Origin of the sequence: Collinsella sp. TF11-5AC, from assembly GCF_003436775.1 — a bacterium.
In the GTDB taxonomy this organism is placed as follows: Bacteria; Actinomycetota; Coriobacteriia; order Coriobacteriales; family Coriobacteriaceae; genus Collinsella.
In genome coordinates, this window is sequence record NZ_QSQO01000007.1 from 20,331 (window position 1) to 45,810 (window position 25,480).

Below are 25,480 nucleotides of genomic sequence, written 5' to 3' on the forward strand. Positions count from 1 at the left end.
CGCTAGGCCTGCTTGCCTGCGTCGGACGGGAAGGTAATGCCGGCCTGCTGGCGCACGGCATCCATGATGCGCAATGAGACGAGCGTGACATCGCGGTAGTGGCCAAGTTCGTGACGTCCCGCCGGGGTCTCCCAAATCTCTTCCTTAACGTTATCGATGCCGCCGATGGCGGTGATAAAGTCTGTGAGTTCGTATTCCATAGTGTTGCTCGATTCGGGCAGGTCGAGCACGCGGCCGTTGTCGCCCTGTTCGCGCGGTGCCTCGGTCGCCGAGCCGCGTACGACATCGCCGCGATAGTCGATGCGGACATTGCGGGGCGTGGACAGATGGTCGATCTGGATAGTGCCACGCTCGCCTTCGATCTGCGAGGGTAGCAGGTCATTCGTTATTTTGGAGTGCGCGAGCTCGACGGAGATACGGCCACCGCCGTAGCTGGCGAGGATGGAACCGCAGCCGTCGATGGGGCCGTGCGTGAGCTGTCGCGTGGCGGGGTCGAGCAGAGTAGCCATGCTCGTAAGGCCGGAGGGCATGCCGAAAATCTCGACCATGGGCTCGACGGTGTAGACGCCAATGTCCATGAGGGAACCCGATGCCATATTGCAGTCGAAGATATTGGTGGCGCGTCCCGCGAGAATCTCGTTGTAGCGCGAGGAATATTTGCCAAAGCGCAATGAGGCGCGGCGGATGGGGGCGATCTCGCCCAGGGCGTCCTCGATGGCGTGGAAGGCGGGGTCGTGGAGGGGACGCATGGCCTCGAGGGCCACGACACCTGCTGCCTCGGCAGCGCGGAAGACTTCCAGCGCCTGCGCTTCGGTGGCGCAGAAGGGCTTCTCGACGATGACGTGCTTGCCACCGGCGATGCAGGCAAGGGCCTGCTCGTAGTGAAGCGCATTGGGGCTGCCGATGTAGACGGCGTCGACGTCGTCGGCGGACGCAAGCTCGTCAAGTGCGGTGAAGTTACGCTCGCCGCCGTGTTCGGCGGTAAAGGCGCCGCCGCGCTCGGCATTGCGCGAGAGCGTGCCCACAAACGCGGCTTGGTCGTTGGCGTTGACGACCTGGATAAAGTCGTCGGTAATCATAGATGAGCCGATGGTCGCTATACGCAGCATGTATCCCCCTCGTGCCGTTCGGTTTACAGGATGAGTGTAGCGCGAGGGGGCAGGAAATAGCGTGCGAAAACGCCGTTACAGGTCGCTCTCGTTAAAGCCGGTATCGATATCGAGGTTGCTGCCGTCGGCCGCCGTGGTGGCGAGCTCATCGCAGCGCTCGTTGAGCTCGTGGCCGGCGTGACCCTTAACCCAGATGAAATCAACCTTGTGCTTGCTTTTGGCGGTGAGTAGGCGCTCCCACAGGTCGCGGTTCTTGACGGGTTGCTTGTTGGCGGTTTTCCATCCGCGCTTTTTCCAGCCGTCGATCCAGTGCTTGTTAAAGGCGTTGACGACATACTGCGAATCGGAATGGACTTCGACCTCGCAAGGGCGGTTGAGCGCCTCGAGCGCCACGATGACCGCCATGAGTTCCATGCGGTTGTTGGTGGTCTTGGCATAGCCGCGCGAAAGCTCGGAGGTGAAGGTCTTGCCGGAGGGGTTGGTGTATTTGAGCACGGCGCCGTAGCCGCCGCGTCCCGGATTTGATCGGGCCGAGCCGTCGGTATAGATGATGACCTTCACGGGCTTCCTTTCGTTGGGTACGTTTCGTGTGAGCGACCATTGTAGCGCCATGCCCGCCGGGGGCCAGCAATCTACGATTTCTACCCCGTCTTCGGACTGTTAGTTGGCATGGATGATGCGGTTGAGCTCGTCGAGGTATTGCTGCAAGAGGAGAGAGGGCTTGCGCTCGTCGTGCATGATGTAGCCAACGTGCATCGTTGGGGCGTCTGCTAGCGGGATCGATGCCATGCCCCATTGCATTTCATTGGAGAGGACACCGGTCGACAGGGTGTAACCGTTCGACGTGATAAGTAAGTTAGTAAGTGTTCCGCGGTCCGAGATTCGTATGTTGCGGTCGCAAGGGATATAGCTAAAGGGTTCCTCGGCGTAATAGAAGGAGTTTGAGGTTCCCTGCTCAAAGCTGTAGCGCGTATAGGGCGTGAGGTCGGCAAGGGACAGCTGCGGGCGGCGTGCGAGCGGGTGGCGCTCGCTAACGAAGACGTGGACCGTCGCGTCGAATAGGGGATGGAAGCTTGCGCGGGCATCGGCGAAGGCCTTCTGCAGAACGCGGGCGTTAAAGTCATCCAGATACAGAATGCCGATATCGCTGCGAAACGCACGGACGTCATCGATGATCTGCGATGTGGTGGTCTCGCGCATGATGAACTCGAACTTGCTGTCGCGGCAGCGCTCGACTACGTTGACAAAGGCCTCGACCGAAAAGGCGTAGTGCTGGGCGGAAATGGCGAGGCGGGCTTGCGGGGTGCCACCGTCCTCGTAGCGTGCCTCGAGCATGTCGGCCTGCTCTACGACCTGGCGCGCATAGCCCAAAAGCTCGGTGCCGTCGTTGGTGAGCGTGACGCCGCGGCTGGAGCGCGTAAAGATCTCCAGATGGAGCTCTTGTTCTAGGTTTTTGACGGCGTTTGAGATGTTGGACTGAGCGGTATAGAGGCGCTGAGCTGCGGCGTTGATTGAGCCGGACTCTGCCACGGCGATCAGAAAACGAAGCTGCTGAAGGGTCATCGACGCCCATCCTTTCGATAGCTATCTAAAAAACCGATAACAGGTTAGCGCTTTTAAGTGATTGACCGAGCGAAACAATGCTCGTACTATTCAAAACACACAAAGGCGGTAGGTAATTAAGCCGACCACGGAACCGGGATGTCAAAAGGAGGACCGCATATGAACTGCTTACCAAGACGAATGCCGGGCTCCTGTTTGCGCCCGTCGGCGTGATCAGGAGACAGCGACTTACTTCTCTCTTATTTATTTACTTTCGTTCGATCAAGGAGATCATCATGAGCCAGTTCATCAACAACCCCGAGCACACCTTTGGTTTCGATACCCTGCAGCTTCATGTTGGCCAGGAGAGCGCCGACCCCGCATCCGACTCCCGCGCCGTGCCTATCTACCAGACCACGAGCTATGTGTTCCGCAACTCCCAGCACGCCGCCGATCGCTTTGGTCTTGCCGACGCCGGTAACATCTACGGCCGTCTGACCAACTCCACCCAGGGCGTCTTTGAGGACCGTATCGCCGCGCTCGAGGGTGGCGTGGCCGGTCTTGCCGTCGCCTCCGGTGCCGCTGCCATCACCTATACCCTGCAGGCTCTTGCCCAGGCTGGTGACCACGTGGTGGCTCAGAAGACCATCTACGGCGGTTCCTACAACCTGCTCGAGCATACGCTCTCCCAGTTTGGCGTCGAGACCACGTTTGTCGATGCCCACAACCTGGAAGAGGTTGAGGGTGCCATCAAGGACAACACCACGGTCATCTATCTCGAGACGCTCGGCAACCCCAACTCTGACATCCCCAACATCGACGCCATCTCCGAGATCGCCAAGAAGCACGGTCTGCCGGTTGTCGTCGACAACACTTTCGGCACCCCGTATCTGTTCCGTCCGCTGGAGCATGGCGCCAACATCGTTGTCCACTCCGCAACCAAGTTCATCGGCGGCCACGGCACCTCGCTGGGCGGTGTGATCGTCGACGGCGGTAACTTCGATTGGAAGGCGAGCGGAAAGTACGCCCAGATCGCTGAGCCCAATCCCTCCTACCACGGTGTTTTGTTTGCCGAGGCTGCCGGTCCCGCGGCCTTCGCAACCTATGTCCGCGCTATCCTGCTGCGTGACGAGGGCGCTTGCATCAGCCCGTTCAACGCCTGGGTCCTGCTCCAGGGCACCGAGACTCTGTCGCTGCGCGTCGACCGCCATGTCGAGAACACCAAGAAGGTCGTTGAGTTCCTGGCTGGTGACAGCCACGTCGCCAAGGTGAACCACCCGAGCCTGCCTGAGCACCCCGATCACGAGCTCTATCAGAAGTACTTCCCCCGTGGCGGCGCCTCGATCTTTACCTTTGAGATCAAGGGCGGCCAGGAGGCTGCATGGAAGTTCATCGATCACTTGCAGGTGTTCTCGCTGCTCGCCAACGTGGCCGACGTCAAGTCGCTCGTCGTACACCCGGCTACCACCACGCACTCCCAGCTCTCTGCTGAGGAGCTCGCCGAGCAGAACATCACACCCTCCACGATCCGTCTTTCTATCGGTACCGAGAACGCCGAGGACATCATTTGGGACCTGAAGCAGGCCTTTGCCGCACTGGACGAGTAGGGCGACTTGTGCAAGGACCTCTTTCGACTCGATAGGTATAACTGCATAAAATGCCTGCTCAAGGCGTCTGCGCAAGCAATGGTTGCACAGACGCCTTTTTTGCATAGAGAGGGTGCAAAAACAGGGTTTTTGACACGCTTTATGCATTCGAGTTATGGAAAACTCCTGTTGAGAGGATGTGAGTTTTACGCAATTGACGTGCACCTTTTGAGAAAAACCGCAGGTCGCGATTTGCTCGGGGTACTATGCAGCGCGATCGAATCACACGCAGCTCAAACGCAGCAAAAACGCACTACGGAGGTTTCCAGCTACATGAGGATCGATTCACGAAAACCGAAAGCCGCTGCCCTTTCCGCCGCTCTGACCGTGGCACTTTTGGCGGGCGCCGGTGCAACTGATGCCCACGCCGCAACACTGTCCGATACGGTTGGATCTACGCCGTCCGAGACGACGCTGGTACAGCCCGTTGATTATCGCGGCGATGGTTATGGTTCCATGCAGGAGTGGAACGCCTCGATGGAGGCCAAGCGCGATTCCCTTGAGATACGCGCTCAGATTATCCTAAACATGTATGGTGACTATGCCACCGATGACGAGCGCGCTGTGCTGCAGGGTTGTATCGATGGTGCGGGCAGCCTTTTGACGATGGGGGAGGTCGACGCGAAGTCGACCGAGCTCGATGAGCTGCGCACTGTGCTTGAGAATGCCAAGCGCGAAGCGCTCGAGGCCGCTGCCGCCGAGGCGGAGGCTGCCGAGGCCGCCCAGGCTTCGTATTACAACGCCGGCTCCGGCTCGTCTTACACGTCTGCTGCGTATTACGCGAACGGCTCGGGTCTGACGCGCTCGAGCGGCGTCAATAACTATAACGGCCGCCGCGAGACTTATTACAGCAGCAACGTGTTGTATCACCACCGCACGGGCGAATGGACGCAGGATTCTGAGGGCTTCTGGCGCGATTCCGACGGCTATTACGTTGTTGCCGCGGGCGATATGGCCCAGGGCTCGACCTTTACGGGCTCCAAGGGTGATTGCAAGGTCTATGACTCCGGCTGCGCTGCCGGAACCACCGACTACTACACCGGTTGGTAATCTGCCATAAGCAAAATACGCACATGATGGGCGGGCGTCTTTACTGAGCTTTTAGGCAACGTAAAGCCGCCCTTTCTTTATGTGCGCTTGAGTTAACAGAGCCCTTACCGTGGCGGTACGCTGGGCGTATGGATGCGGGGCACACTAGTTCATGAGAAATAGGGTCTTTCTCTTGGAGGAAGTGATCTTGTGAATGCTCGAGATATTGCCATTGCCGCCGTCGCGTTGATGCTTGGCTGCCTTGGTCCCACGGCCGCGCTCGTCGCGGGCATGCAGGGGACATGCGGGGCTGCTCCTATCGTGATCGGCGCGTTGATCGCGGCCACACTGCTGGGAAGCGCCGGTGTTGTCCTTTGTCGCGACGATGAGGACGAGGTTCCGGAGTCGCATCTCTAACTGTTGCGAAAGTGACTGTTGGCCATGGCTGAATATGAAAACCGCCACAAGGGGAGTGCCCTTTGCGGCGGTTTTTGATATTGAGACTGTTGAATGCGGTGCGGCGGCGTTACCAGCTTGCCTCGATATCACGGATGCGCTGATAGAGCCATTCGTTCTGCGGTGCCTGGATATCGTGCTTGGCCGCGAGGCGGCGGACGGTGCCCGCGAACTCCTCGACCTCTGTTTTGCGCTGCGCGACGCGGTCCTGCGCCATCGAGGGCATGCCGGCGGGGTCGAGCCCCTCGATGAGATGCACCATTTGCGTTAGGTCTGCCTCGGTGAGCTCGATACCCTCGGCGTTGGCGACTGCAAGCGTCTCGCGCATGGCGGAGACAAAGCAACGACGCTGCTCGGAGCCCTGTTCCGTGGCGCTTCCGTACGTACCGCCGTAGGCCATGCAGGTCTGGTTGATGCCGTCGTTGAGCATAAGCTTGGCCCACATGCGGTGCGCGATGTCTGCCTCGACGGTGTGTGCGATGCCGCAGCGCGTGTAGAGCCCGTCGATGGCGGCGACGGTCGCGGGGTCGGTGCCGGCGGCCGCACCAAAGCGGATCTCGCCCGCATTGGTAAAGGTGAGCTCCCCGTTGAGGAATACGGCGTCCATGCCCTGGCAGATACCAAGGACGGTGTGCTCCCAGCCAAAGCGCTCGGCAATCTTCTGCTCGCTCGTGATGCCGTTGCACAGCGATGCAATCAGCGTGTCGGGTCCCACGACGCTTTCCAGGGTTTTGAGCGCCACATCGAGCCCGGTTGTCTTGACCGTGAGGATGACCAGGTCGACGGGCGTCGCCTCGCTCGCGCGGACGGACTTGAGCGCGCAGGGCTTGCCGTTGACGGTGAGCGCATCGTTCGCATGGCGCTCAAAGCGCGCGTCGTCCATAACGTATTCGACGGCGTCGTTGCCGAGCGCTTGGGCGATCATGCTGCCGTAGAGCAGGCCCACGCCGCCCTTGCCGATGAAGGCGACCTTGTTGATCTGCATGTGAATCATCTCCCCATAAAAAGGCGCCCGCGTATGGGGCGCCTGATGGATTGTATGCCGCCGGGCCATGTCGCGTGCACCGGATGGCCGTATTTAGAAGAACAAACGCATGGGAACTTATGACGCGGGGCAGACCGCAAAGACACGTGCGGGATATCCGACGCCATCACGCGCCTTGGGGAAGGTGCAGAAGATGACGGCGCCCGTGGCGGGAAGCTCGTCTAGATGGTCCATGACCTCGATCTGATAGCGATCGACCGAGAGGATGTACTGTTCGCCGGGATAGGGGTAGGCGTCCTCGCGTGTGACCACGCTCGCCTCCTTTCATCGGGCTTTTTGCTGATGTTAAAGCGGTGTCGTGACGGCTCGATTTCTGCTGCGTTACGATACGTTCTCGATTGCGATTCCACGATGTTTCGGCTGCGTGACCATTGTGTTTCGCCTTGCCGGGGCGCTGATGGCGAAGGGAGGGGCCGTGCAATACCGCGTTGACCCCAAAAGTGGTAACCGAATATCTGCTCTGGGTCTGGGCTGCATGAGGTTTCCCGGTTCGCCGGGACACCCCGATGCGAAGACAGCCGATGCCATCATTTCCCATGCGGTGGAGCAGGGGATTAATTATCTGGATACTGCGTATCTCTATTCCGGTAACGAGGCGTGCGTGGGCGCCTCACTTGAGCGCTTGGGGCTGCGCGACCGGGTGTTGCTGGCGACCAAGTTGCCGCACGCTTCGTGCAAGTGCGCGGAGGATTTCGACCGGTTCTTCGACGAGCAACTGCGTCGCCTGCGGACCGACCATATCGACTATTACCTTATGCACAACATCACTTCGCCCGCCCAGTGGGAGCGCGTGGTGGCGTTGGGCATCGAAGACTGGATTGCGCACCAAAAGGCTGCGGGGCGTATTCGCCAGATAGGTTTTTCGTATCACGGCAGTGCGGCGGACTTCCTCACGATGCTCGACGCGTATGACTGGGATTTTTGCCAGATTCAGTACAACTACGCTGGAGAGCGCTACCAAGCGGGAACGGCGGGACTTATAGCAGCCGCCGAGCGCGGGCTCGCGGTGTTTGTGATGGAACCGCTTTTGGGCGGACGCCTGGCGGGCAAGCTGCCTCCGCGGGCCCGCGCCGTGCTCGATGACGTACGCGATCCGTACCTGAAGACGCCGGCTGCTTGGGGCCTTTCGTGGGTGTGGAACCATCCTCAAGTCACGATGCTGCTTTCGGGTATGACCGATACCGCGCAGGTGGACGAGAACGCGGTGCTGGCCGATCGGGCCCTGCCGGATTCGATGACAGCCGCTCAGCTCGATACCATCGCACGCGTGCTGGCGGAGTTTGAAAAATCGAATCGCGTGCCCTGCACGGGATGCGGCTACTGCATGCCATGTCCCAAGGGTATTAACATTCCCGGCTGCTTTGCCGCTTACAACGCGAGCTATGCGCACAGCTGGTTTACGGGCCTGTCTCAATACTTTACGGCGAGCGCGGTGCGGACGAACGAGCCCAAGCTGGTGAGCAATTGCGTCAAGTGCGGCAAATGCGCACGTCACTGCCCGCAGCACATCGATATTCCCGAGCGTCTCGACGATGTGCGCCGACGTTTCCAGCCTGGCCCCGTAACGGCTGCGCTTAAAGCCTTTTGCAAAACGCGCTCCTCATGACCCTTTTATAACTTGCGGTGGAATAGTTCCTGTTTGCGGCAGAATGGGGCTTAAACAGGAACTATTCCACCGCAACTGAAGGGGGCTGTCGTGGGCCATCGGGATTCATGTGATGATTTGCGCGAGGTTCGTTGGGGCGTTTTGGGCGCTGGGCACATTTCGCATCGATTTGCATCGTCGCTCAAGGAGGTGGACGGGGCGCGGCTTGTGGCTGCCGCCGGTCGCGCCCCTTCGCATGTTGAGGAGTTTTGCAGGGCGTTTTCGATTGATGCCGCGCACAGCTATGCCACGACTGACGATAGCGGCGATGCGGCTTATGATGCGCTGATTGCCGACCCCGATGTCGACGCAATCTACTTGGCTCTTCCACATGGCATGCATGCGCATTGGGTCTGTCGGGCACTGCGCGCGGGAAAGGCCGTGCTGTGCGAAAAACCGGCCGTTTTGAGTGAGGAAGAGGCTCTATCGATTGCCTCCACCTCTCGCGAGCGCGGCGTACTGTTTATGGAGGCGATGAAGAATCGGTTTTGTCCGATGCATACTCGCGTGAAGGGTTTGCTTACGTCGGGCGAGCTTGGCCGTATCGTCTCGATCGAAAGCGTGCAAAAACTCGATTATGGTCAGCCGCCTTCGAGTTATCTGCTCGATCCGTTGCAGGGTGGCTGTCTATATGACATGGGCTGCTACGCGGTCGGGTGGTTTGAGGATCTTCTTGCGGGTGCGTGCGATGTTTCGTCTCGTGAAGTTCGCTGGCGTGACGTATCGGGTGGCCGCGTGGATTGGGCCGATGAGATCCATATGAGTGTCGGCGGTATACCCATTCATATGGTGTGCGACGGCAAAGCAGCATATGAAAGCCGCTTAATGATTGCCTGCGAACGGGGTTCGGTGGAAATCGAGCGCCTCCATCGCCCCGAGCTCGCCCATGTGAAGTACTCCGACGGACGAATGCTCGAAATTAATGCCCCGTTTGAGGTCGATGATTTCTACGGCGAAATTCAGCATGCGACGCAGCTCGTCCAGACGGGAGAGCTTGAAAGCCCCGTTATGCCTCTTGCCGCCACGCAGCGCTGCGCGCAGATTATCGATGCGATTCGCTTGACGCTCTAGGCTGCGGTGCTGGTGCTCAAGGGGGCTCGGCGGACCTTGCCCCTGATGCCCCTTTTATATCTTGCGGTGGAATACGGTCTGTTTGCGCCAAAATAAGGCACCAATAGACCGTATTTCACCGCAACTGATGAGGGGGAGTTGGAGATGCTAACGATCGGGTGTCATCTTTCGACGACGAAGGGCTATCGGGCAATGGGGGAGACGGCGTTGTCCATTGGTGCCAATACCTTTGCGTTCTTTACGCGCAACCCGCGCGGTGGCAAGGCAAAAGACCTTGACATGGATGACGTGGCGGCTCTGCGCGAGCTTATGGCGCAAAACGACTTTGGACCGCTAGTGGCGCATGCCCCGTATACCTATAACCCCTGCTCCGCTAAGGAGCGGGCGCGGGAGTTTGCCTTGGAGGCTATGGCGGAAGATTTGCAGCGTCTGGAAGCACTGCCCGGCAACTACTACAACTTCCATCCCGGTGCGCATGTGGGACAGGGGGCAGACGCCGGCATTCAGATGATTGTCGACACGCTGTGCCAGGTGATGTTTGAGGGACAGCAGACGACGGTATTGCTTGAGACCATGGCGGGCAAGGGCACCGAGGTGGGCCGTAGCTTTGAAGAGCTGGCGCGCATTATCGAGGGCGTTGCCGCCAAGTGCCCGGAGCTGTCCGATAAGCTGGGCGTTTGTTTGGACACCTGCCATGTGAGCGATGCTGGCTACGACATCATCCATGATCTGGACGGCGTACTCGACGAGTTCGACCGCGTGGTGGGTATCGACCGCTTGCGTGCCGTGCATATCAATGACTCCAAGAACCCCTGCGGCGCCCATAAGGATCGCCACGAGTGCATTGGCAAGGGCTACCTGGGTAGTGAAGAGTTTGGTGGCGGTATGCAGGTTATGCAGAATATTGTATCGAATAGCCGCTTGCGTGCACTTCCTTTTATTTTGGAGACGCCGAACGAACTTGCAGGTTATGCAGCTGAAATCAAACTGTTAAGGTCATTGCAGCAGTAATGACTGTTGCTAAGTGGAGTATTCCATTCACGTTATGGGTTTGTTTCAATCAGTTTTCTCATTGCAGATTCGTAATTCCGGGTGCATAATAGCCAACAGTTTTTGCAGACCTCTGAATCAAACGGGGTCACTGGAAGGAGACTGATTATGAAGCTCAAGAAGCTTGGCGCGTTTGCAGCCACGGGCGCCATGGCGCTCGCTCTTGCACTGACGGGCTGTGGTTCGTCCAACGCCACCTCTGGTTCCGATGCCGGTTCCAGCAGCTCTGACAACGCGAAGGTCGAGAAGGTCGACGGCTCCAAGGAGTATGCACTCGTCAAGGACGGTACGCTCACCGTCGGCACCTCTGCCGAGTACGCTCCGTTTGAGTACAAGGATGACAACGGCGATTATCAGGGCTTTGACCTTGAGCTCATCAAGGCTATCGGCGACAAGCTGGGCCTGGATGTCGAGTATGTCAACAATGACTTTGACACGCTGGTTCCGGGCGTCGCTTCGGGCGCCAAGTATGACGTTTCCATCGCGGCTATCACCGACACGCCCGAGCGTGAGAAGGAAGTCACTTTCTCTGATTCCTACTACATGGACGATCAGGCTATCGTGACCAAGGTCGATAACACCGACATCACGGCCGACAACTACAGCGAGAAGCTCAACAACGCCGATGCTATCATCATCGTCCAGTCTGGCTCGACCGCCGAGGCCTTTGCCCAGGAGAACTTCCCCAAGGCCAAGATTGTTCCCTACAAGGACGCCACCGAGTGCTTCAGCGCCCTGCAGTCCGATAAGGGTGACGCCGTGGTGACCAACCGCTCCGTCGCCAGCCAGCTGACCGCCGAGCAGTTCAACACCTGCCAGACCATCAAGCAGATCAGCACCGGCGAGGAGTACGCCATCGCCATCAACCAGGGCAACACTAAGCTCAAGGACGACATCAACCAGGCCATCAAGGACCTGACCGATGACGGTACCGTTGACGCCCTTATGGCTAAGTACAACATCAAGTAAAATAGCTACTTGATTGCACGCGGGCCCTTTCCGTTTTGGCGGAGAGGGCCTTTGCGTTTCTTGAATGGGCGTCATCCCGCCCCGTTATGTCGGCAACTTAAACGTTAGGAGCCACCTTGTCTCGATTGAACCAAGGAGCCATGGGCAAGAGCCATCCACTGTCCTCGATGCTCCAAAAGCTGGCCTGTGCCCTGGCTGTGGTGCTTGCCCTGGTATGCGCGGGGGGCTGCGCGCCCTCGACTGCTCAGGCACTTGAGACCGCAAAGATCACCGCCCGACCCAATACCGGTTCGGGTAGCGACGTGGTCGGTGGCACCGAGACTCGTATCACCTGGGAGGTCCAGGCCGATGCCGATGAGGAACTGAGCGGTCTTTCGCTGACGTTTGTCGATGGCACGACCTTTGGTGCGGACGACACGCGTCTGACGATGCTCTCGGGCGATGACCTTATGGACCGTACGCCCATGAAGCCTACGTGCAAGGTCGACGGCCAGACGCTCAAGATCGATTTTGGCGAGACGGCGCCCGCCGGCGGTTATTTCCGTGTCGAGGTCTACGGCGTGACCTTCCCCGTCGAGGGCGGCGACGAGGCCTTTAGCGGCACCTACACTTTGGCCGATGGTTCGACCAAGAAGATCTCCAAGATTCCGTCGGTGGAGATCAAGGGCGTGACGGCATTCGATAACTTCCTGGCCGACCTTAAGGAGCAGCCGTGGGTCGAGGCATGGAATTCCAACATGTTCCTGCGCCTGTTCCTGAACCCGGTCATTTTAGTCCAGAGCCTGCCGATCGTTTTCAAAGGCTTCCTCATGTCGCTTTCGATCGTACTTGTGGCGTTTCCGCTGGCAATTCCCTTCGGTTTCGCCCTGTCGCTCATGCGCATCTCCAAGTCGCGCATCCTGCGTTGCCTTGCCGGCATCTATGTGAATATCATCCGTGGTACGCCGGCGTTCCTGCAGATCTACATCGCGTTCTTTGGCCTGCCGCTGGCCGGCGTCAAGGTTGACGACTATGTGTTGGGCGTCATCGTCATGGCCATGAACTCGTCCGCCTACCTGTGCGAGATCTTCCGCGCCGGTATTCAGTCGATCCCCAAGGGCCAAAACGAGGCGGCTCGCTCGCTGGGCATGAACGCGTTCCAGACACTGCTCTACGTTATGATTCCGCAGACGTTCCGTAATGTCCTGCCTACGCTGACCAGTGAATTTATCCTGCTTTACAAGGATACGTCGCTGCTCGCGGCCGTGGGCGTGGTCGAGATCGTCATGAACGCCCGCACCATCGTGGCCACGACGGGCTCCATCACGCCGTATGTGGTTGCCGCCCTGTTCTACCTGGTCATCACCCTGCCGCTCGCTCGCTTGGTGAGCGGTCTTGAGGCAAGGCTTTTGGGCACGGCCGAGACCAAGAAGAAGCGTCCCGCCAAGAGCACCGGACAGGTTGTCGCGACGCCCGCCGATCACATCGCCGGTCTGTAAGGAGGTCCTATCATGAGCGAAACCAATAACTCGAACGAGGTTGTCGTCAGTATCAAGAACCTCCAGAAAGCCTTTGGCGATAACGTCGTTCTGCGAGATATCGATCTGGATGTGCATAAGGGCGAGGTCGTCGTAGTTCTGGGTCCCTCGGGCTCGGGTAAGTCGACGATGCTTCGCTGCATCAACCGTCTTGAGCATCCCACGAGTGGCTCGATTGTCGTTGAGGGTGTGGACGTGTGCGCCAAGGGCGTCGACCTTAACAAAGTGCGCACGCATCTGGGTATGGTGTTCCAGCAGTTCAATTTGTTCCCGCACCTGTCAGTCAAAAAGAACGTCATGCTTGCGCAGCAGAAGGTGCTCAAGCGCAGCAAGGAAGAGGCCGAGAAGATTGCCGTCGAGGAGCTGACCAAGGTCGGTCTTGCCGAGCGTATCGACTTTATGCCGAGCCAGCTCTCGGGCGGCCAGCAGCAGCGCGTTGCCATCGCCCGCGCCCTGTCGATGAACCCGCACGTCATGCTCTTTGACGAGGCCACCTCGGCGCTCGACCCCGAGCTCGTGCGCGACGTCCTGGGCGTCATGCGCGACTTGGCGCGCGACGGCATGACCATGATCGTCGTGACGCACGAGATGGGCTTTGCCCGCGATGTCGCCGACCGCGTCGTCTTTATGGACGGCGGTGTCATTGTGGAAGAGGGTACGCCGAGCGAGGTCTTCGACCACCCCAAGAGCGAGCGCACCAAGGCGTTCTTGGGCAATATTTCGTAGCCGGTTGATGTAACTGCCGTTACAAAAGAGCGGGGGGCTGGACTTGAATCCAGCCCCCGCTCTTTTGTAGGGATGGGGATGCGCTGTGATACAGGCTCTTTTGGAGGCCTGGTTTCGTTACGCGAGCTCGGCTCCGAGGGCCTTGCAGGCCGCCTCGCCCTCATCGTCGGGCGCATCGTAGCAAATGACGGAGTCCACGACGTTGACGCCGGCCTCGTCGGCGTCGGCCTTCCAGTTGTCCATCCACTCGCCCTCGGCCCACGAATAGGAGCCAAAGAGGACGACCTTCTTGTCGCCGAGGGTCTCCTTGACCTCGTCCCACATAGGCTGAAACTCGTCATACTCAAGCTCCTCGGAGCCCATGGCGGGGCAGCCGAAGGCGAAGGCATCATATTCGGCGGCCTTGTCGGCAGAGAAGTCGGCGCAGGGGATGACCTCAGTCTCGGCCCCCGCGGACGTGGCGCCTTCGACGACGAGGTTTGCCATGGCCTCGGTATTGCCCGTGCCACTCCAGTAGACGACGGCGGTCTTGCTCATGTTTTGTCCTTTCGGTCGTGCGGCGCTTGCCGCGGCTTGTACGTTCTATCGGGTTGCCTGGGCAAGTTGCGCCAGGCTGCAGCCCTGCTGATAGATAAAAGTGAAGTATTGGGTGCAGGCACGGTAGGCATCAAACGTCGCAAGCGCCTGCTCGACATTTGCGTAGACCTTCCAGGCCCCAAAGACCTTGTAGTTCTCGCCGCGCTGGACGATAAACTCGTGCACGTCGTCGTAGGGATATCCAAGGAAGTAGCCTATTTCGTGCGGAAACTCGCAGGTGCAGTCTTTGCTGCAGCTAGCTTGCTGGGGTAGTGCGCATCGAGTCTGGCTGCAGGCGCATTCCGCGACGTTATTGCTCGCGAGCGTGATGCGTGATGCCAAATGCACAAGGCATGCCGAAAGGTCTCTCGTGTCGTAGCCTTCCGAGGTGAGCGCCGTCTGGACGCGAGGGTCTGCGAAATAGGTGGTGAGGCTTTTGGCTCGGTACGCGTACACGAGCGCTCCGCAGGGCCGCCAGACCAAAACACTCAGGTGGATGCCGAGCGGGTCAAGCTCGCGATTGCACTGGGCGATAACGTTGAGCAGGCGCGCGCGGCGTTCTGCGATGGTTTCGGTTGTGGTCGAGCCGTTCCCGTGGGCGTAGGTGCCTGGATAGGTAAAGAGCGATGCCGGCTTGATGCCCGCGAGCGTGGGAGAGCAGTTGCGCACGACCGCTGCCTGAAACGTTGGGATGTCTATGGTTCGAGTCACGGCGCTCCTTACGGATCTAAACTGTTAGCCTAGGAAAACTTATACACGAAAGTAAGCCATGGTCAACAAAAAAGTTTGAAGAGGGAAACTAATTGACCGAACAGACATGATTTTGGGTTAAGATGGGGACACCCCATGGGGGTATCTAGATAGTGCTACTTGAAAGGGGAGCGCATGAGTGACTTGCTCAACCCTGCGAATCTCATCGTGCTGGCCGTCATTGCCGTCGGCATGTTTTTTGGACTGCGTCGCATTGCCGCTTCGACACGCGGGAAGAGCTGCTGCAGCGATGGTACGAGCGGCAAGAAGGCCAAAAAGGTTGTTGTGGTGGATACCGATGCGTCACACTATCCCTATAGCGATGAGCTGCTCATCGGCGGCATGAGCTGTGACGGCTGCGCTCAGAACGTAGCCAATGCCCTCAATGCGCTGGATGGCGTGTGGGCAACGGTGACGTATGCGGACCACACGGCACGCGTGCGCTCTAAGCAGCCGGTTGATCGTGGTGTCCTCGAGACGGCCGTGAAAGACGCGGGCTACTACGTCATGACGCTGTAAGCGCCGCCCTGGATGCGCTTCCTTGGCTAGGCTCGTCCGCGCAGTTCGATGTCTTGGATGTCGTCGAAGTCGATGGCGATGTCTCGGAGCTTGAGGAGCTTGAAGGCGGGGAGCGCCTCGTCGAGGATGCCGGTGCGGCTGCGATAGCCGTATGTATCGTAATAGGTGACACGAACCAAGTCGCCACGTTTGAGACCCTCGAGCTTTTTAGAAAGTACGAGGGCTTTTTCTTCCGTGAGCTCACGTTTTGACTCGACGGTGATTTCCTGCTTGCGCACGAGTTCGTAGTATCCCGTGAGGGCGGCAAAGGGCATAAACTGCGCGGCGCGGTTGGCGCGCACGGCACCGTTGGCAGTGAGCTTGGGGTCGGCGGCGCGGCGCCTGCCCTCGGGGTCCGCCAGGCGCTCGAAGGCGGTCGGCGGGCGCACGGGCTGTTGTTTGGGTTTAGGCACGGTGTCCTCCAACTTGGTCGTTGCGTTCGCGCGCGGTGGCGCCGGCGGTAAAGCTTAATCCCTTGACGAGCGCGTTCTTGCCGTACTTGCCTTTCACGGCCAGGACGGCGCGCGCCAGGTCGCGCTCGCGCTCATCGGCCTCGATATCGCTGAACAGATCGATGGTGGTAAATTCCTCGGGCACAAGATTGCCAAATCCAAGGTTGATGCGCTTGACCGGTCGTTTGGGATCGACAGTCTGCGCCCAGAGCTCATCAAAATAGCCCATGATCTTCTTAAACGAGTTAGTGCGCTCGGGCAGCTTGCGCGAGGCGTTGGAGTGCGCAAAGAGTGCGGCATAGCCACCACGCGGTTTGCCGCCATGCTCTCCCACAAAGATGCCATCGATTGCCTGCGCTTCGCGCACCAGGCGACGCCTTTCGTCATCGCGCTGGACGGGCTTGGGAGCACGGGGCGCGAGCTCGGGGCCGTCGGTCGCTGCGGGCTCGATGCCCGAGGTGCTCGAGCGCAAGTGTCCGCAGCCGTCTATATACTGCGCCGTGCCGCTGGCGTTGAGCCGGCGTATGTCGGCGCGCTCGCTCGCGTAGCCCACAAAGAGCGAGATGCTGTCGCAGACCACGTGCTTATCGACTAGATCCAACACGGCGTTGTCGACCATTTCGCGCAAGACGGTGTAGGCCTGCTCGTAGGCATAGCCCTTCGAGAGCACCTGTCCTGTGGTGGTCGAGGTCGCTTGCGGGCGATAGGCTTGGATATCGGCGATGGTTGTCGGCTCGCGCCCGAAGGCGTGGTCGATGAGATATTCGGCATTGACGCCGAGTTCGTCGTAGAGCAGGTTCTCGTCGAGTGCGGCGACGCCCATCAGGTCGTAGACGCCGTATTTCTCGAGACGGGCCGCCACGCCGGGGCCGATGCCCCAGATGTCGGTGATGGGGCGATGGGGCCAGATCTCCTTGCGAAAGGTCCCGTCGTCGAGTATGCCGATGCGGCTGGGTACGTGCTTGGCGGTAATGTCGAGCGCTACCTTGGCCTGGAATAGGTTGGGGCCGATGCCGACCGTCGCCGTGATGCCGGTGCGCGCCAAGACCTCGTCGCGCAGCGTGCAGGCGAACCCTTCCGCATCGGTGTGATAGAGGTCCAGATAGGGCGTCACGTCGATAAAGCATTCGTCGATGGAGTAGACGTGAATGTCTTGCGGACTCACGTATTCCAGATAGATGCCGTAGATTTTCGCCGACACCTCCATGTAGTGCTGCATGCGCGGTACGGCCTTGATGCAGTCGATGCCACCGGGAATCTCGAACAGACGGCAGCGGTTGTGTATCCCGAGGTCCTTCATGGTCTGCGTGATAGCGAGACAGATGGTCGTGCGTCCGCGCGATTCGTCGGCAACGACCAGGTTGGTGGTGAGCGGATCGAGCCCACGATCGACGCACTCGACGCTGGCATAAAACGTCTTGAGGTCGATGCAGATGTAGGTGTGCTGCTCGTGCTCCATCCGAGCCTCCCATCAAACACATGTTCTTATCGAATACCTGTTCGATAATACCTGCTCGACCGGACACCGTCAAAACCTGCCCCTTTTTGGCAGGTATGGTCGTGCGGCTGCATCGGGTTTTTAACGCAGCCCTAAAGAGTGCGTAACAGCTCGGAAAAGCTCGCTTCGTAGCATGAGGCTAACGATTGATACCACCATAAAGCACGGAAGGGTTGTGGGGATAATGGTCAACTATGGGTTTGGTATGCCGACGCGCTTGGTTGCGGATGGGGATGTGGCTCGCTGGTGCGGGCGATTGGTTGCCCACTATGGCGGCACCAAGGCACTGGTCGTGCTGGGAGGCGACAAGCACACGCGTGATGAGCTCGTTTCGGCGGCGCTGGGCTCGCTCGATCGCGCCCTGCTCGAGCGCGTGCTTTTCCGCTGCGGTTTGGTCGGGGGCGACGGGGGAGACGAGCTGATCGACGAAGCCGTGGCCTTGGCGACCGACGAAGGCGTGGACTTTGTCCTGGCGATCGGCGATGCCGATACGGCCGGCTTTGCGCGCGAGCTCGCCCGTCGTATGGAGGCGCTCGATGCCGGTGAGGACGGCTTTGTGCCTTATGGATGCATCGTCTCCGAGGGAAAAGTGCCCGCCGTTGTGGGTGCCGGCGAGGTTCCCGTTTTCGCCATCATCGCGCCCGAACTGCTGGAGGGCATCGGGTCTCCTCTGCGTGAGTTACTCGGTAGCGTCTGCGCCGCGGCCTAATATTTGCCATAAAGGGATAGGTCATTTTTGATTGGTAAAGCGTTTGACCTGCCAAAATAAACCTGTCCCTTTTTGGTCGGTTGCCGTTTGGGGGCCGATTGGCAACGCTCGCTGATTATAGTCTTGACCTGCGCTAGAATAGTGGCATCTGAATGTCCGGGCGCATGGAGGCGTGTGCCCGTATGCTGAGGAGGACTCTATGGCAACTGTTGCCGCACCTATCGATGCTACGTCGACTGCCGCTTGGAAGGCGCTCGAGGCCCATCAGGAGAAGCTCGAGGCCGAGGGTATCGACCTCAAGGCCTGGTTCGCCGCCGATGCCGAGCGCGTGAACAAGCTGAGCTTTGACGCCGGTGACCTGCACTTCGACCTGTCCAAGAACCTGGTGACTGATGAGACCGTCAAGCTGCTGTGCGATCTTGCCCGCGAGGTGAAGCTCGAGGAGCGCCGCGACGCCATGTTCTCCGGCGAGCACATCAACACCACCGAGGACCGCGCCGTCCTGCACACCGCGCTGCGCCGCCCGGCAAGCGAGAAGGGCCAGCTCATCGTCGACGGCCAGGACGTCGTCGCCGACGTGCACGAGGTTCTCGACCGCATGTATGCCTTCGCCGAGCGCGTGCGCTCCGGTGAGTGGAAGGGTGTTACCGGCAAGAAGATTGAGCACCTGGTGTCCATCGGCATCGGCGGCTCCGATCTGGGCCCGGTCATGGCCTACGAGGCCTTGCGTCCCTATGCCGACGCCGGTATCGATTGCCGCTATATCTCCAACATCGATCCCAACGACCAGGCCGAGAAGCTCAAGGGTCTGGATCCCGAGACCACGCTCGTGATCATCGTCTCTAAGACCTTCACCACGCTCGAGACCCTCACCAACGCCCGCGAGGTCAAGACCTGGATGCTCGAGCAGCTCAAGGCTCAGGGCGCCATCGACGGCTCCGATGAGCAGAACGCCGAGGCCGTGGCCAAGCACTTTGTCGCCGTTTCCACCGCACTCGAGAAGGTCGAGGCCTTCGGCATCGACCCCGCTAACGCTTTTGGTTTCTGGAACTGGGTCGGTGGCCGCTACTCTGTCGACTCCGCCGTGGGCCTGTCGCTGATCGTCGTGCTCGGCCCCGAGCGCTTCCAGCAGTTCCTCGAGGGCTTCCACGCCATCGACGAGTACTTCTGCAACACGCCGCTCGAGAACAACGCCGTCGCGCTGATGGGCCTGCTCAACGTCTGGTACGTCAACTTCTTCGGTTCCAAGAGCCACGCCGTGCTGCCGTACTGCCAGTACCTGCACCGTTTCCCGGCCTACCTGCAGCAGCTCACCATGGAGTCCAACGGCAAGCACGTCCGCTGGGACGGCAGCGCTGTGACCTCCGATACCGGTGAGATCTTCTGGGGCGAGCCCGGCACCAACGGTCAGCACGCCTTCTACCAGCTGCTGCACCAGGGCACCGTGGTGGTTCCGGCCGATTTCATTGCCTTCGCCAATACCGCCAACCCTGCGACCGACAGCGGTCAGGACGTGCACGAGCTGTTCCTGGGCAACTTCCTGGCCCAGACCAAGGCGCTCGCCTTTGGTAAGACGGCCGATGAGGTGCGCGCCGAGGGCACGCCCGAGCAGATCGTCCCGGCCCGCTGCTTTGAGGGCAACCGTCCGACGACCTCGATCTTCGGTGACACGCTGACCCCGTTTGCGCTCGGCGAGCTCATCGCCCTGTACGAGCACATCACGTTTGTCGAGGGCACGGTCTGGGGCATCGACTCCTACGACCAGTGGGGCGTTGAGCTGGGCAAGCAGCTTGCCAAGCAGATCACCCCGGCCTTCCACGACGACGCTGCCAAGGCCGAGCAGGACGCTTCGACCCAGGCGCTCATCGAGTTCTACCGCGCTCACCGCAAGTAGTTTTTACGGCCGAGCTGGCTTATGGCTGAAAGGGGCCCGTATCCGTTGGGATACGGGCCCTTGCTATTTGGATAGGATGGAATGTATCGGGAGGCGCCTCGACGGGCATCGCAATCGTCGAAGGCGCGCCGTTCATGTTCGGGACAATATGACTTTTTACCCGTTGCAGACAGAGCCGCCGTGGGTGTTCTGTATGATGGCTCAGACAAGGTTGTTCAATGATGGGGAGGCATATATGGCAATCAAAGCCATCGCAATGGATATCGACGGTACGCTCACCAACGACCAAAAGGTCATCAGCCCGCGTACGCGCGAGAAGCTGCTCGCGGCGCAGGAGTCGGGCATTAAGCTCATCTTGGCTTCGGGCCGTCCCGCATGGGGGTTGCACGCCTTGGCGCAGGAGCTCGACCTTCAAAACCATGACGGTCTGCTAGTTGCCTTTAATGGCGCGCACGTGGTCGACGCTCAGACCGATGAGGTCCTTTTTGACCAGGCCATGCCGGCTGACGAACTGCACCGTCTGATTGATCATCTGCAAAACTATGACGTGATCCCTATGATTTCGCTCGGTCGCGATTTGCACGTCGAGGACTCGTACCATTGCATGATCACACTGCCGGACGGTTCGCAGAAGAATATCGTCAAGTATGAGCGCGATGCGTGCGATCTTAAGATTCGCGAGGTCGAGAGCTTGCATGAGGTCGTGGACGCTTATCCCGTGGACAAGCTGCTGACGGCGGGTGATCCGACCTACCTGCAGGCGCATTACGAGGAGATGTATGCGCCCTTTACCCAGACGCTTTCGGGCATGTTTACGGCCGACTGGTACTTTGAGTACACGGCGCCCGGTATCGACAAAGCCCGTGCGCTCGAGGGTGCCCTGCCCAAGCTCGGTATCGATGCCAGCGAGGTCGTCTCGTTTGGCGACGGCCAGAACGACAAGTCCATGATTGAGTGGGCCGGCACCGGTGTTGCCATGGGCAACGCCGTCGATGAGGTTAAGGCAGTTGCCCAGATGGTAACCGCCAATAACAACGAAGACGGTATTGCAGTGGCGCTGGATAAGCTGCTGGGTTAGAATCGCCGATTAATGCATGGTTTGGGCGCCTGCTTGCGGGCGCCCTTTTGTTAGGGAGGGTGCCGTGTCCGCATTTCCGTTCGACGCCGTTATCTTTGACATGGACGGTGTCATTGTCGATACCGAGTATTACTACCTGGGCGAGACTGCCGCGTTTGCCAAGGAGCTTGGGCTTAACCTGACTCAAGAGGAGTTGAATGGGCAAGTCGGTACCTCGCATCAGTTCTTCCTGCATATGCTGGTCGATTGGTTTGAGCGCGCCGGTAAGGGGCATTTCACTGGCGAGGAAGCGTTGGCCCGTTGGGATGAGTGGGCGCATAAGCGTTCGCGCGACTATCAGGCTTTGATTAACCCGGGCGCCGTGGATACGATTCGAGAGCTGCCGCGCCGTGGCGTTCGCGTGGCGCTTGCCAGCTCGTCTCCCATGGATAGCATCGAAGAAGTGCTCAACGCATGCGGGCTGTCGGATGCCTTTGAGTATGTGGTGAGTGGCGAGCAGTTTAAGGAGAGCAAGCCCGAGCCCGACATCTACCTGCATGCGCTGGACCTGCTGGGGCTGCCCGCGAATCGCTGCTGCTGCGTTGAGGATTCGGTGCCTGGCATCACTGCCGGCAAGCGAGCCGGCCTGACGGTCGTTGCCAAGCGCGAGGAACGCTTTGGCTTTAGCCAGGATGCCGCGGACAAGATTATCGACCAGCTGCCCGAGCTGCTTGAGCTTTCTTAGGGGGTCTGTTGGAGGCTCTTTAGGGGTTCGTGGACAAAAAATGCCAAATATGAGTACTGTCACTAATTTAGTAACAGGGAAATTATGCTTTTAAGGCCCTGGTTGAGCGCCTGGGGGCGATTATAACCTGTTAAATATGGCTTTAGCCATGCTAAAACGCCTTGATAATGAACAGCTGTACATTATCAAGGCGTTCTTTTGTCACAATATAATGCTACTAGCTTTGCAGCAGTACTCATATTTGGCGTTTTTTGCCCACCGGGGTCAGTTGAAGTCAAATATGGAGTGCGAATTTCCTAAAACGGTTGATTCGACGCTCTCCTCGGCGCAGTTTTTAAGTTCGGCGATGTGCAGGGAGGCGCTTTTTAGCGATGTGATGAGCTGTCGCGCGCTTGCATCTGCTTGCGGTTCGGCTGGAGCGTCGGTTTCGAGCAGCAGACGGTCGAGTGGGATCTGTCGGGCGTATTCACGACCGCGCTTGGTAGCGAGCATCCGCTCGTTCACGGAAAAATAGCAGCCTGCGTTTCGCGCACGGTCGAACTCGTTCGAGGTGCCGCTAAACCAGTGGAAGATGATGGCGGGGGAGTTGGGGCTTGGGGTGAGTAATCCATATGACTCAAGGGCGTCCAGTACGGTTCCTGCCGAACGAACAGCGTGAATTGATATCACGCGCCCGGCGAGAGGGTACTGCACGAGTGCATCGCAGAGACGGTCAAGTGCCTGTATTTGAAGCGGTTCGCTTCCGGCAAAGCGCGCGGAAAAGTCGAGTCCTACCTCGCCGATATAGCGCTCTTGGTCAGCAACTTCGCAAAGCAGATTGACTTCGGCAGGACCGCAGCGGCCGTCGGCGAGCCACCAGGGATGGAGGCCGGCGCCCGCGATAATGTTTGGGTGGCGGCTGGCCCGCTTTTTTGCTGCCGCGAAGTCGCGTGGGTCGACCCCGCAGTCAAAGAGCCCCAGACCCAACGCCGCCGACTCGCTGGCTGCAGCATCGGGGCTGAGCATCAAATCAAGATGACAATGCGTGTCAAAGAATCGCGGTTCCATCGCAGGGCATCCTGCTAGTCCAAGCGCTGGCCGTCGGCGCGCACGCGCTCGCACCCGCGCCCGCTGATCTGACGGATAACCTCGCCGGCGATCATCTGACCCATGATGGGCGGCATAAAGCTGGCGGTACCCAACTCGGTACGCTCGTGGATGTTGGACGGGTCGCGGGGTTGGGTTTTAACCGATTCCTCGCAGCTAAACAGTACATGTAGGCTCTTGATTCCGCGCTTCTTACATTCTTTGCGCATAATGCGGCTCATGGGGTCACGTACCGTATCGAAGATGTCGGCAAAGCGCAGGCACTCGGGATGGAGCTTGTTGGCCCCGCCCATGGAACTAACCAAACGAATGCCGTGGTCCTGAGCATATTTGGCAATGGTGAGCTTGGCCGAGATGGTGTCGATGGCGTCGACGACGTAGTCGAGCTTGCCGCCCGTCTGCTCCAAAACGCTCGCGAAGAAATCATCGATGTTGTCGCTCAGCAGGTATTCGGTACGTTTGATAACGGTGGCGGCAGGATTGATATCGTGGATCATGGCTTCCATAACATCGACCTTGCGCTTGCCGATGGTGCTGTGAAAGGCGATGGCCTGGCGATTGATATTGCTGGGCGCGATGATGTCCTTGTCCAGAATTACAAAATGACCAATGCCGCCGCGGGCGAGTGCCTCGCAGCAGTTGGAGCCCACACCTCCGCAGCCGAGTACCAGCACCGTGGCATCGGCGAGCTTGTCGAGTGCCTCGCGGCCCATGATGATCTCGAGCTTGGCATCGCGCGTCTCGTTGGGAGTTGCGGCTGTGGTTTCGGTCATAGACATCCTCCGATGGGGAAGCGAATCGTGTTTTAGCTATCGCCATTATAGGTATTATCGCGATTCCATTTGAGCCCTAGGGGCTTGTTGAAATGAGGCAGTGATTCGCATAAGATGAAGCAGATGGCACCCGTTGCAGCGGGTTGGCCAACTCCCAAACACGTTTGTAGCGTGAGAAGTGGCCGTCTTCGCATTACGCGGGGGCGGCTATTTCATTCGACCTCCAATGTGGATGCCGAGCTCCACAGCCGCGATTACAAGCAACAACAACGTCAGGACATCGTTAATACTCATAGTCCATCTCCTTCTTGGGAAGAGGGAGCTGGCCCATCTGCTTCTGGACCCATTGTATCTAAAAACGAACGAATGTTCTATACATAACATTGCTATTAGATAATTAGACAAACATCTAAATAACGAGTATAGTGTGCACGTCGCGAGAGATAGCGAGAGGAGGTTCTATGCCGGGAGAAGGTTTTAAGGCGCTGGCGGATCCAACGCGGCGGCGCATTTTAGAACTGCTGCGCGAGGGCAATTGCACGGCGGGGGAGCTCGCCGAGCATTTCGACATAAGCAAACCGTCGCTCAGCCATCATCTGGCAACGCTTAAAAACGCCGGGCTGGTGACCGATGAGCGCCATGGCCAAAACATCGTTTACAGCTTAAATACCACCGTCATGCAGGACTTGATTGGCTGGTTTATGGGCTTTACAAACACTGAAGGTGATAAGGATGAATAACGAAAACAAGGGCATTCACGCCACGGGGGTATCGTCGCGCGTGTGGATTGCACTGGTCGCTCTGTGCGTTGCCAATGTCGCAGCGCATCTGATAGTGATGCCGAGCCTGCCGGCGCAGATTCCCACGCACTGGGGCGCGAATGGCGCCGTCGACGGTTGGGGCCCTAGCTGGATGGCCTCCGCGCTCGGCGTGTTGCCTCTGGCACTTCTCGCGATGTTCTACGTCGTGCCACGCATTGACCCCAAGGGCGAGGCGTATCGGACCTCGGGTAAGTTCTATCAGGGCTTCGTAATCGCCTTCACGCTGCTCATGTGTGCCATAAGCTGGCTGGGGGAGCTAACGGTGTGGGGCATCGTGCCGGTGGTAGGAACGGTCAATTTGCTGGTATCAGGCGCTATCGGCTTGCTCTTTATTGGTATGGGCAACTACTTACCGCGCGTAAAGCAGAACTACACGCTCGGTATCAAGACGCCCTGGGCGCTTGCCGATCCCGAAAACTGGCGCCGTACGCAGCGTTTTGGCGGTGCCTGCTTTATGGTGCTGGGCGTTGGCCTGATTGTGATGGGCGTGGCGGGTAGCGTGCTTTCGAGTGAAGTCGTCGCCGCGGTGATTGCGGTTCTGGCGTTTGGTTCAGCTGGAGCTGCCTACGTCTATTCGTATCTGCTGTGGCGCAAATCGCAGCGAGCCGCTCGTTAAGGTTGCGGAAAACTAGCGTACGCAGTTCATAGTATGTTCCGGGGGATTTTTCCCAGGTAGTATTAGGGGGTGTGGGCAACCATGCCCCTTTTTCGTTTAGTTTCAGAGCTGGTTTCCTCATTTCGTTTCCACTAAAGCGA

Annotated in this window: 27 protein-coding genes; 16 read left to right on the plus strand and 11 right to left on the minus strand. The window is 59.0% G+C overall.

Annotated features, from left to right (window positions below; translation table 11 throughout):
• Nucleotides 1–2: 2 nt before the first annotated feature.
• The 3 genes from DXD16_RS04700 to DXD16_RS04710 form a co-directional block, all read right to left on the minus strand.
• Nucleotides 3–1,109 (minus strand): Gfo/Idh/MocA family protein, encoded by a 1,107-nt coding sequence (locus DXD16_RS04700; protein ID WP_117655276.1) that lies wholly within the window; start codon nt 1,107–1,109, stop codon nt 3–5.
• 75 nt (nt 1,110–1,184) lie between these two features.
• Nucleotides 1,185–1,721, minus strand: coding sequence for a ribonuclease HI (rnhA, locus tag DXD16_RS04705; protein ID WP_117655277.1), 537 nt, complete (start codon nt 1,719–1,721; stop codon nt 1,185–1,187).
• 48 nt (nt 1,722–1,769) lie between these two features.
• The gene (locus DXD16_RS04710) at nt 1,770–2,672 is read right to left on the minus strand and encodes a LysR family transcriptional regulator (protein ID WP_117655278.1); all 903 of its coding nucleotides are present in this window, start codon (nt 2,670–2,672) and stop codon (nt 1,770–1,772) included.
• 275 nt (nt 2,673–2,947) lie between these two features.
• Here DXD16_RS04710 and DXD16_RS04715 point away from each other — a divergent pair, with 275 nt between their 5' ends.
• From DXD16_RS04715 to DXD16_RS04725, 3 genes are all read left to right on the plus strand, one after another.
• A complete protein-coding gene (locus DXD16_RS04715; RefSeq protein ID WP_117655279.1) occupies nt 2,948–4,258 on the plus strand; it encodes an O-acetylhomoserine aminocarboxypropyltransferase/cysteine synthase family protein in 1,311 nt (436 codons plus the stop codon).
• 312 nt (nt 4,259–4,570) lie between these two features.
• Nucleotides 4,571–5,347 (plus strand): hypothetical protein, encoded by a 777-nt coding sequence (locus DXD16_RS04720; RefSeq protein ID WP_117655280.1) that lies wholly within the window; start codon nt 4,571–4,573, stop codon nt 5,345–5,347.
• 189 nt (nt 5,348–5,536) lie between these two features.
• A complete protein-coding gene (locus DXD16_RS04725; RefSeq protein WP_117655281.1) occupies nt 5,537–5,743 on the plus strand; it encodes a hypothetical protein in 207 nt (68 codons plus the stop codon).
• Nucleotides 5,744–5,852: 109 nt separating this feature from the next.
• Here DXD16_RS04725 and DXD16_RS04730 read toward each other — a convergent pair whose 3' ends face one another.
• Both DXD16_RS04730 and DXD16_RS04735 read right to left on the minus strand, forming a co-directional pair.
• Nucleotides 5,853–6,767 carry a ketopantoate reductase family protein gene (locus DXD16_RS04730; protein ID WP_233502617.1) on the minus strand — a complete coding sequence of 305 codons (915 nt, stop codon included), beginning with the start codon at nt 6,765–6,767 and terminating at the stop codon, nt 5,853–5,855.
• Nucleotides 6,768–6,884: 117 nt separating this feature from the next.
• Nucleotides 6,885–7,079, minus strand: a complete 195-nt coding sequence (locus tag DXD16_RS04735) for a hypothetical protein (protein WP_117655283.1) — start codon at nt 7,077–7,079, stop codon at nt 6,885–6,887.
• Nucleotides 7,080–7,242: 163 nt separating this feature from the next.
• On the opposite strand from DXD16_RS04735, the gene DXD16_RS04740 reads away from it, so the two are divergent.
• The 6 genes from DXD16_RS04740 (at nt 7,243) to DXD16_RS04765 (ending at nt 13,805) form a co-directional block, all read left to right on the plus strand.
• Complete coding sequence (locus DXD16_RS04740; protein ID WP_117655284.1) at nt 7,243–8,433, plus strand: aldo/keto reductase; 1,191 nt, start codon at nt 7,243–7,245, stop codon at nt 8,431–8,433.
• A gap of 90 nt (nt 8,434–8,523) precedes the next feature.
• Entirely contained in the window at nt 8,524–9,543 is a 1,020-nt protein-coding gene (locus DXD16_RS04745; protein WP_233502618.1) for a Gfo/Idh/MocA family protein, read from the plus strand.
• Nucleotides 9,544–9,687: 144 nt separating this feature from the next.
• Nucleotides 9,688–10,554 (plus strand): deoxyribonuclease IV, encoded by an 867-nt coding sequence (locus DXD16_RS04750; protein WP_117655286.1) that lies wholly within the window; start codon nt 9,688–9,690, stop codon nt 10,552–10,554.
• A gap of 147 nt (nt 10,555–10,701) precedes the next feature.
• The gene (locus tag DXD16_RS04755) at nt 10,702–11,562 is read left to right on the plus strand and encodes an ABC transporter substrate-binding protein (RefSeq protein WP_117655287.1); all 861 of its coding nucleotides are present in this window, start codon (nt 10,702–10,704) and stop codon (nt 11,560–11,562) included.
• A 116-nt stretch (nt 11,563–11,678) separates the two neighbouring features.
• The gene (locus DXD16_RS04760; RefSeq protein WP_233502619.1) at nt 11,679–13,040 is read left to right on the plus strand and encodes an ABC transporter permease subunit; all 1,362 of its coding nucleotides are present in this window, start codon (nt 11,679–11,681) and stop codon (nt 13,038–13,040) included.
• A gap of 12 nt (nt 13,041–13,052) precedes the next feature.
• The gene (locus DXD16_RS04765; RefSeq protein WP_055251428.1) at nt 13,053–13,805 is read left to right on the plus strand and encodes an amino acid ABC transporter ATP-binding protein; all 753 of its coding nucleotides are present in this window, start codon (nt 13,053–13,055) and stop codon (nt 13,803–13,805) included.
• A gap of 117 nt (nt 13,806–13,922) precedes the next feature.
• Here DXD16_RS04765 and DXD16_RS04770 read toward each other — a convergent pair whose 3' ends face one another.
• Together DXD16_RS04770 and DXD16_RS04775 are read right to left on the minus strand one after the other, a co-directional pair.
• Nucleotides 13,923–14,342, minus strand: a complete 420-nt coding sequence (locus DXD16_RS04770; RefSeq protein ID WP_117655288.1) for a flavodoxin — start codon at nt 14,340–14,342, stop codon at nt 13,923–13,925.
• 45 nt (nt 14,343–14,387) lie between these two features.
• Complete coding sequence (locus DXD16_RS04775) at nt 14,388–15,092, minus strand: DUF3793 family protein (protein WP_117655289.1); 705 nt, start codon at nt 15,090–15,092, stop codon at nt 14,388–14,390.
• Between the two features lie 174 nt (nt 15,093–15,266).
• On the opposite strand from DXD16_RS04775, the gene DXD16_RS04780 reads away from it, so the two are divergent.
• Nucleotides 15,267–15,650, plus strand: a complete 384-nt coding sequence (locus DXD16_RS04780) for a heavy-metal-associated domain-containing protein (RefSeq protein WP_117655290.1) — start codon at nt 15,267–15,269, stop codon at nt 15,648–15,650.
• Between the two features lie 26 nt (nt 15,651–15,676).
• Here DXD16_RS04780 and DXD16_RS04785 read toward each other — a convergent pair whose 3' ends face one another.
• Nucleotides 15,677–16,102, minus strand: coding sequence for a hypothetical protein (locus DXD16_RS04785; protein WP_233502621.1), 426 nt, complete (start codon nt 16,100–16,102; stop codon nt 15,677–15,679).
• Nucleotides 16,095–17,600 (minus strand): DNA repair protein, encoded by a 1,506-nt coding sequence (locus DXD16_RS04790; RefSeq protein WP_117655291.1) that lies wholly within the window; start codon nt 17,598–17,600, stop codon nt 16,095–16,097. Before DXD16_RS04790 ends, DXD16_RS04785 begins: the two co-directional genes overlap by 8 nt.
• A gap of 223 nt (nt 17,601–17,823) precedes the next feature.
• On the opposite strand from DXD16_RS04790, the gene DXD16_RS04795 reads away from it, so the two are divergent.
• The 4 genes from DXD16_RS04795 to DXD16_RS04810 all read left to right on the plus strand — a co-directional run bounded on the left by DXD16_RS04795 (nt 17,824) and on the right by DXD16_RS04810 (nt 22,044).
• The gene (locus tag DXD16_RS04795; RefSeq protein WP_158551583.1) at nt 17,824–18,348 is read left to right on the plus strand and encodes an iron-containing alcohol dehydrogenase; all 525 of its coding nucleotides are present in this window, start codon (nt 17,824–17,826) and stop codon (nt 18,346–18,348) included.
• Nucleotides 18,349–18,547: 199 nt separating this feature from the next.
• Nucleotides 18,548–20,242, plus strand: a complete 1,695-nt coding sequence (gene pgi / locus DXD16_RS04800) for a glucose-6-phosphate isomerase (protein ID WP_117564424.1) — start codon at nt 18,548–18,550, stop codon at nt 20,240–20,242.
• Nucleotides 20,243–20,477: 235 nt separating this feature from the next.
• Nucleotides 20,478–21,320 carry a Cof-type HAD-IIB family hydrolase gene (locus tag DXD16_RS04805; protein WP_117655293.1) on the plus strand — a complete coding sequence of 281 codons (843 nt, stop codon included), beginning with the start codon at nt 20,478–20,480 and terminating at the stop codon, nt 21,318–21,320.
• Between the two features lie 64 nt (nt 21,321–21,384).
• A complete protein-coding gene (locus DXD16_RS04810; RefSeq protein WP_369831465.1) occupies nt 21,385–22,044 on the plus strand; it encodes an HAD family hydrolase in 660 nt (219 codons plus the stop codon).
• 264 nt (nt 22,045–22,308) lie between these two features.
• Here the strand turns inward: DXD16_RS04810 and DXD16_RS04815 are convergent, their stop codons facing one another.
• Entirely contained in the window at nt 22,309–23,091 is a 783-nt protein-coding gene (locus DXD16_RS04815) for a TatD family hydrolase (RefSeq protein ID WP_117655295.1), read from the minus strand.
• 14 nt (nt 23,092–23,105) lie between these two features.
• Nucleotides 23,106–23,903 (minus strand): ThiF family adenylyltransferase, encoded by a 798-nt coding sequence (locus DXD16_RS04820; RefSeq protein WP_117655296.1) that lies wholly within the window; start codon nt 23,901–23,903, stop codon nt 23,106–23,108.
• A 461-nt stretch (nt 23,904–24,364) separates the two neighbouring features.
• Between DXD16_RS04820 and DXD16_RS04825 the strand changes: the two genes are divergently transcribed.
• Nucleotides 24,365–24,643: an autorepressor SdpR family transcription factor gene (locus DXD16_RS04825; RefSeq protein WP_022094448.1), complete on the plus strand. Its 279-nt coding sequence runs from the start codon at nt 24,365–24,367 to the stop codon at nt 24,641–24,643.
• Entirely contained in the window at nt 24,636–25,340 is a 705-nt protein-coding gene (locus tag DXD16_RS04830) for an SdpI family protein (protein WP_117655297.1), read from the plus strand. Before DXD16_RS04825 ends, DXD16_RS04830 begins: the two co-directional genes overlap by 8 nt.
• The last annotated feature ends 140 nt before the right edge of the window (nt 25,341–25,480 follow it).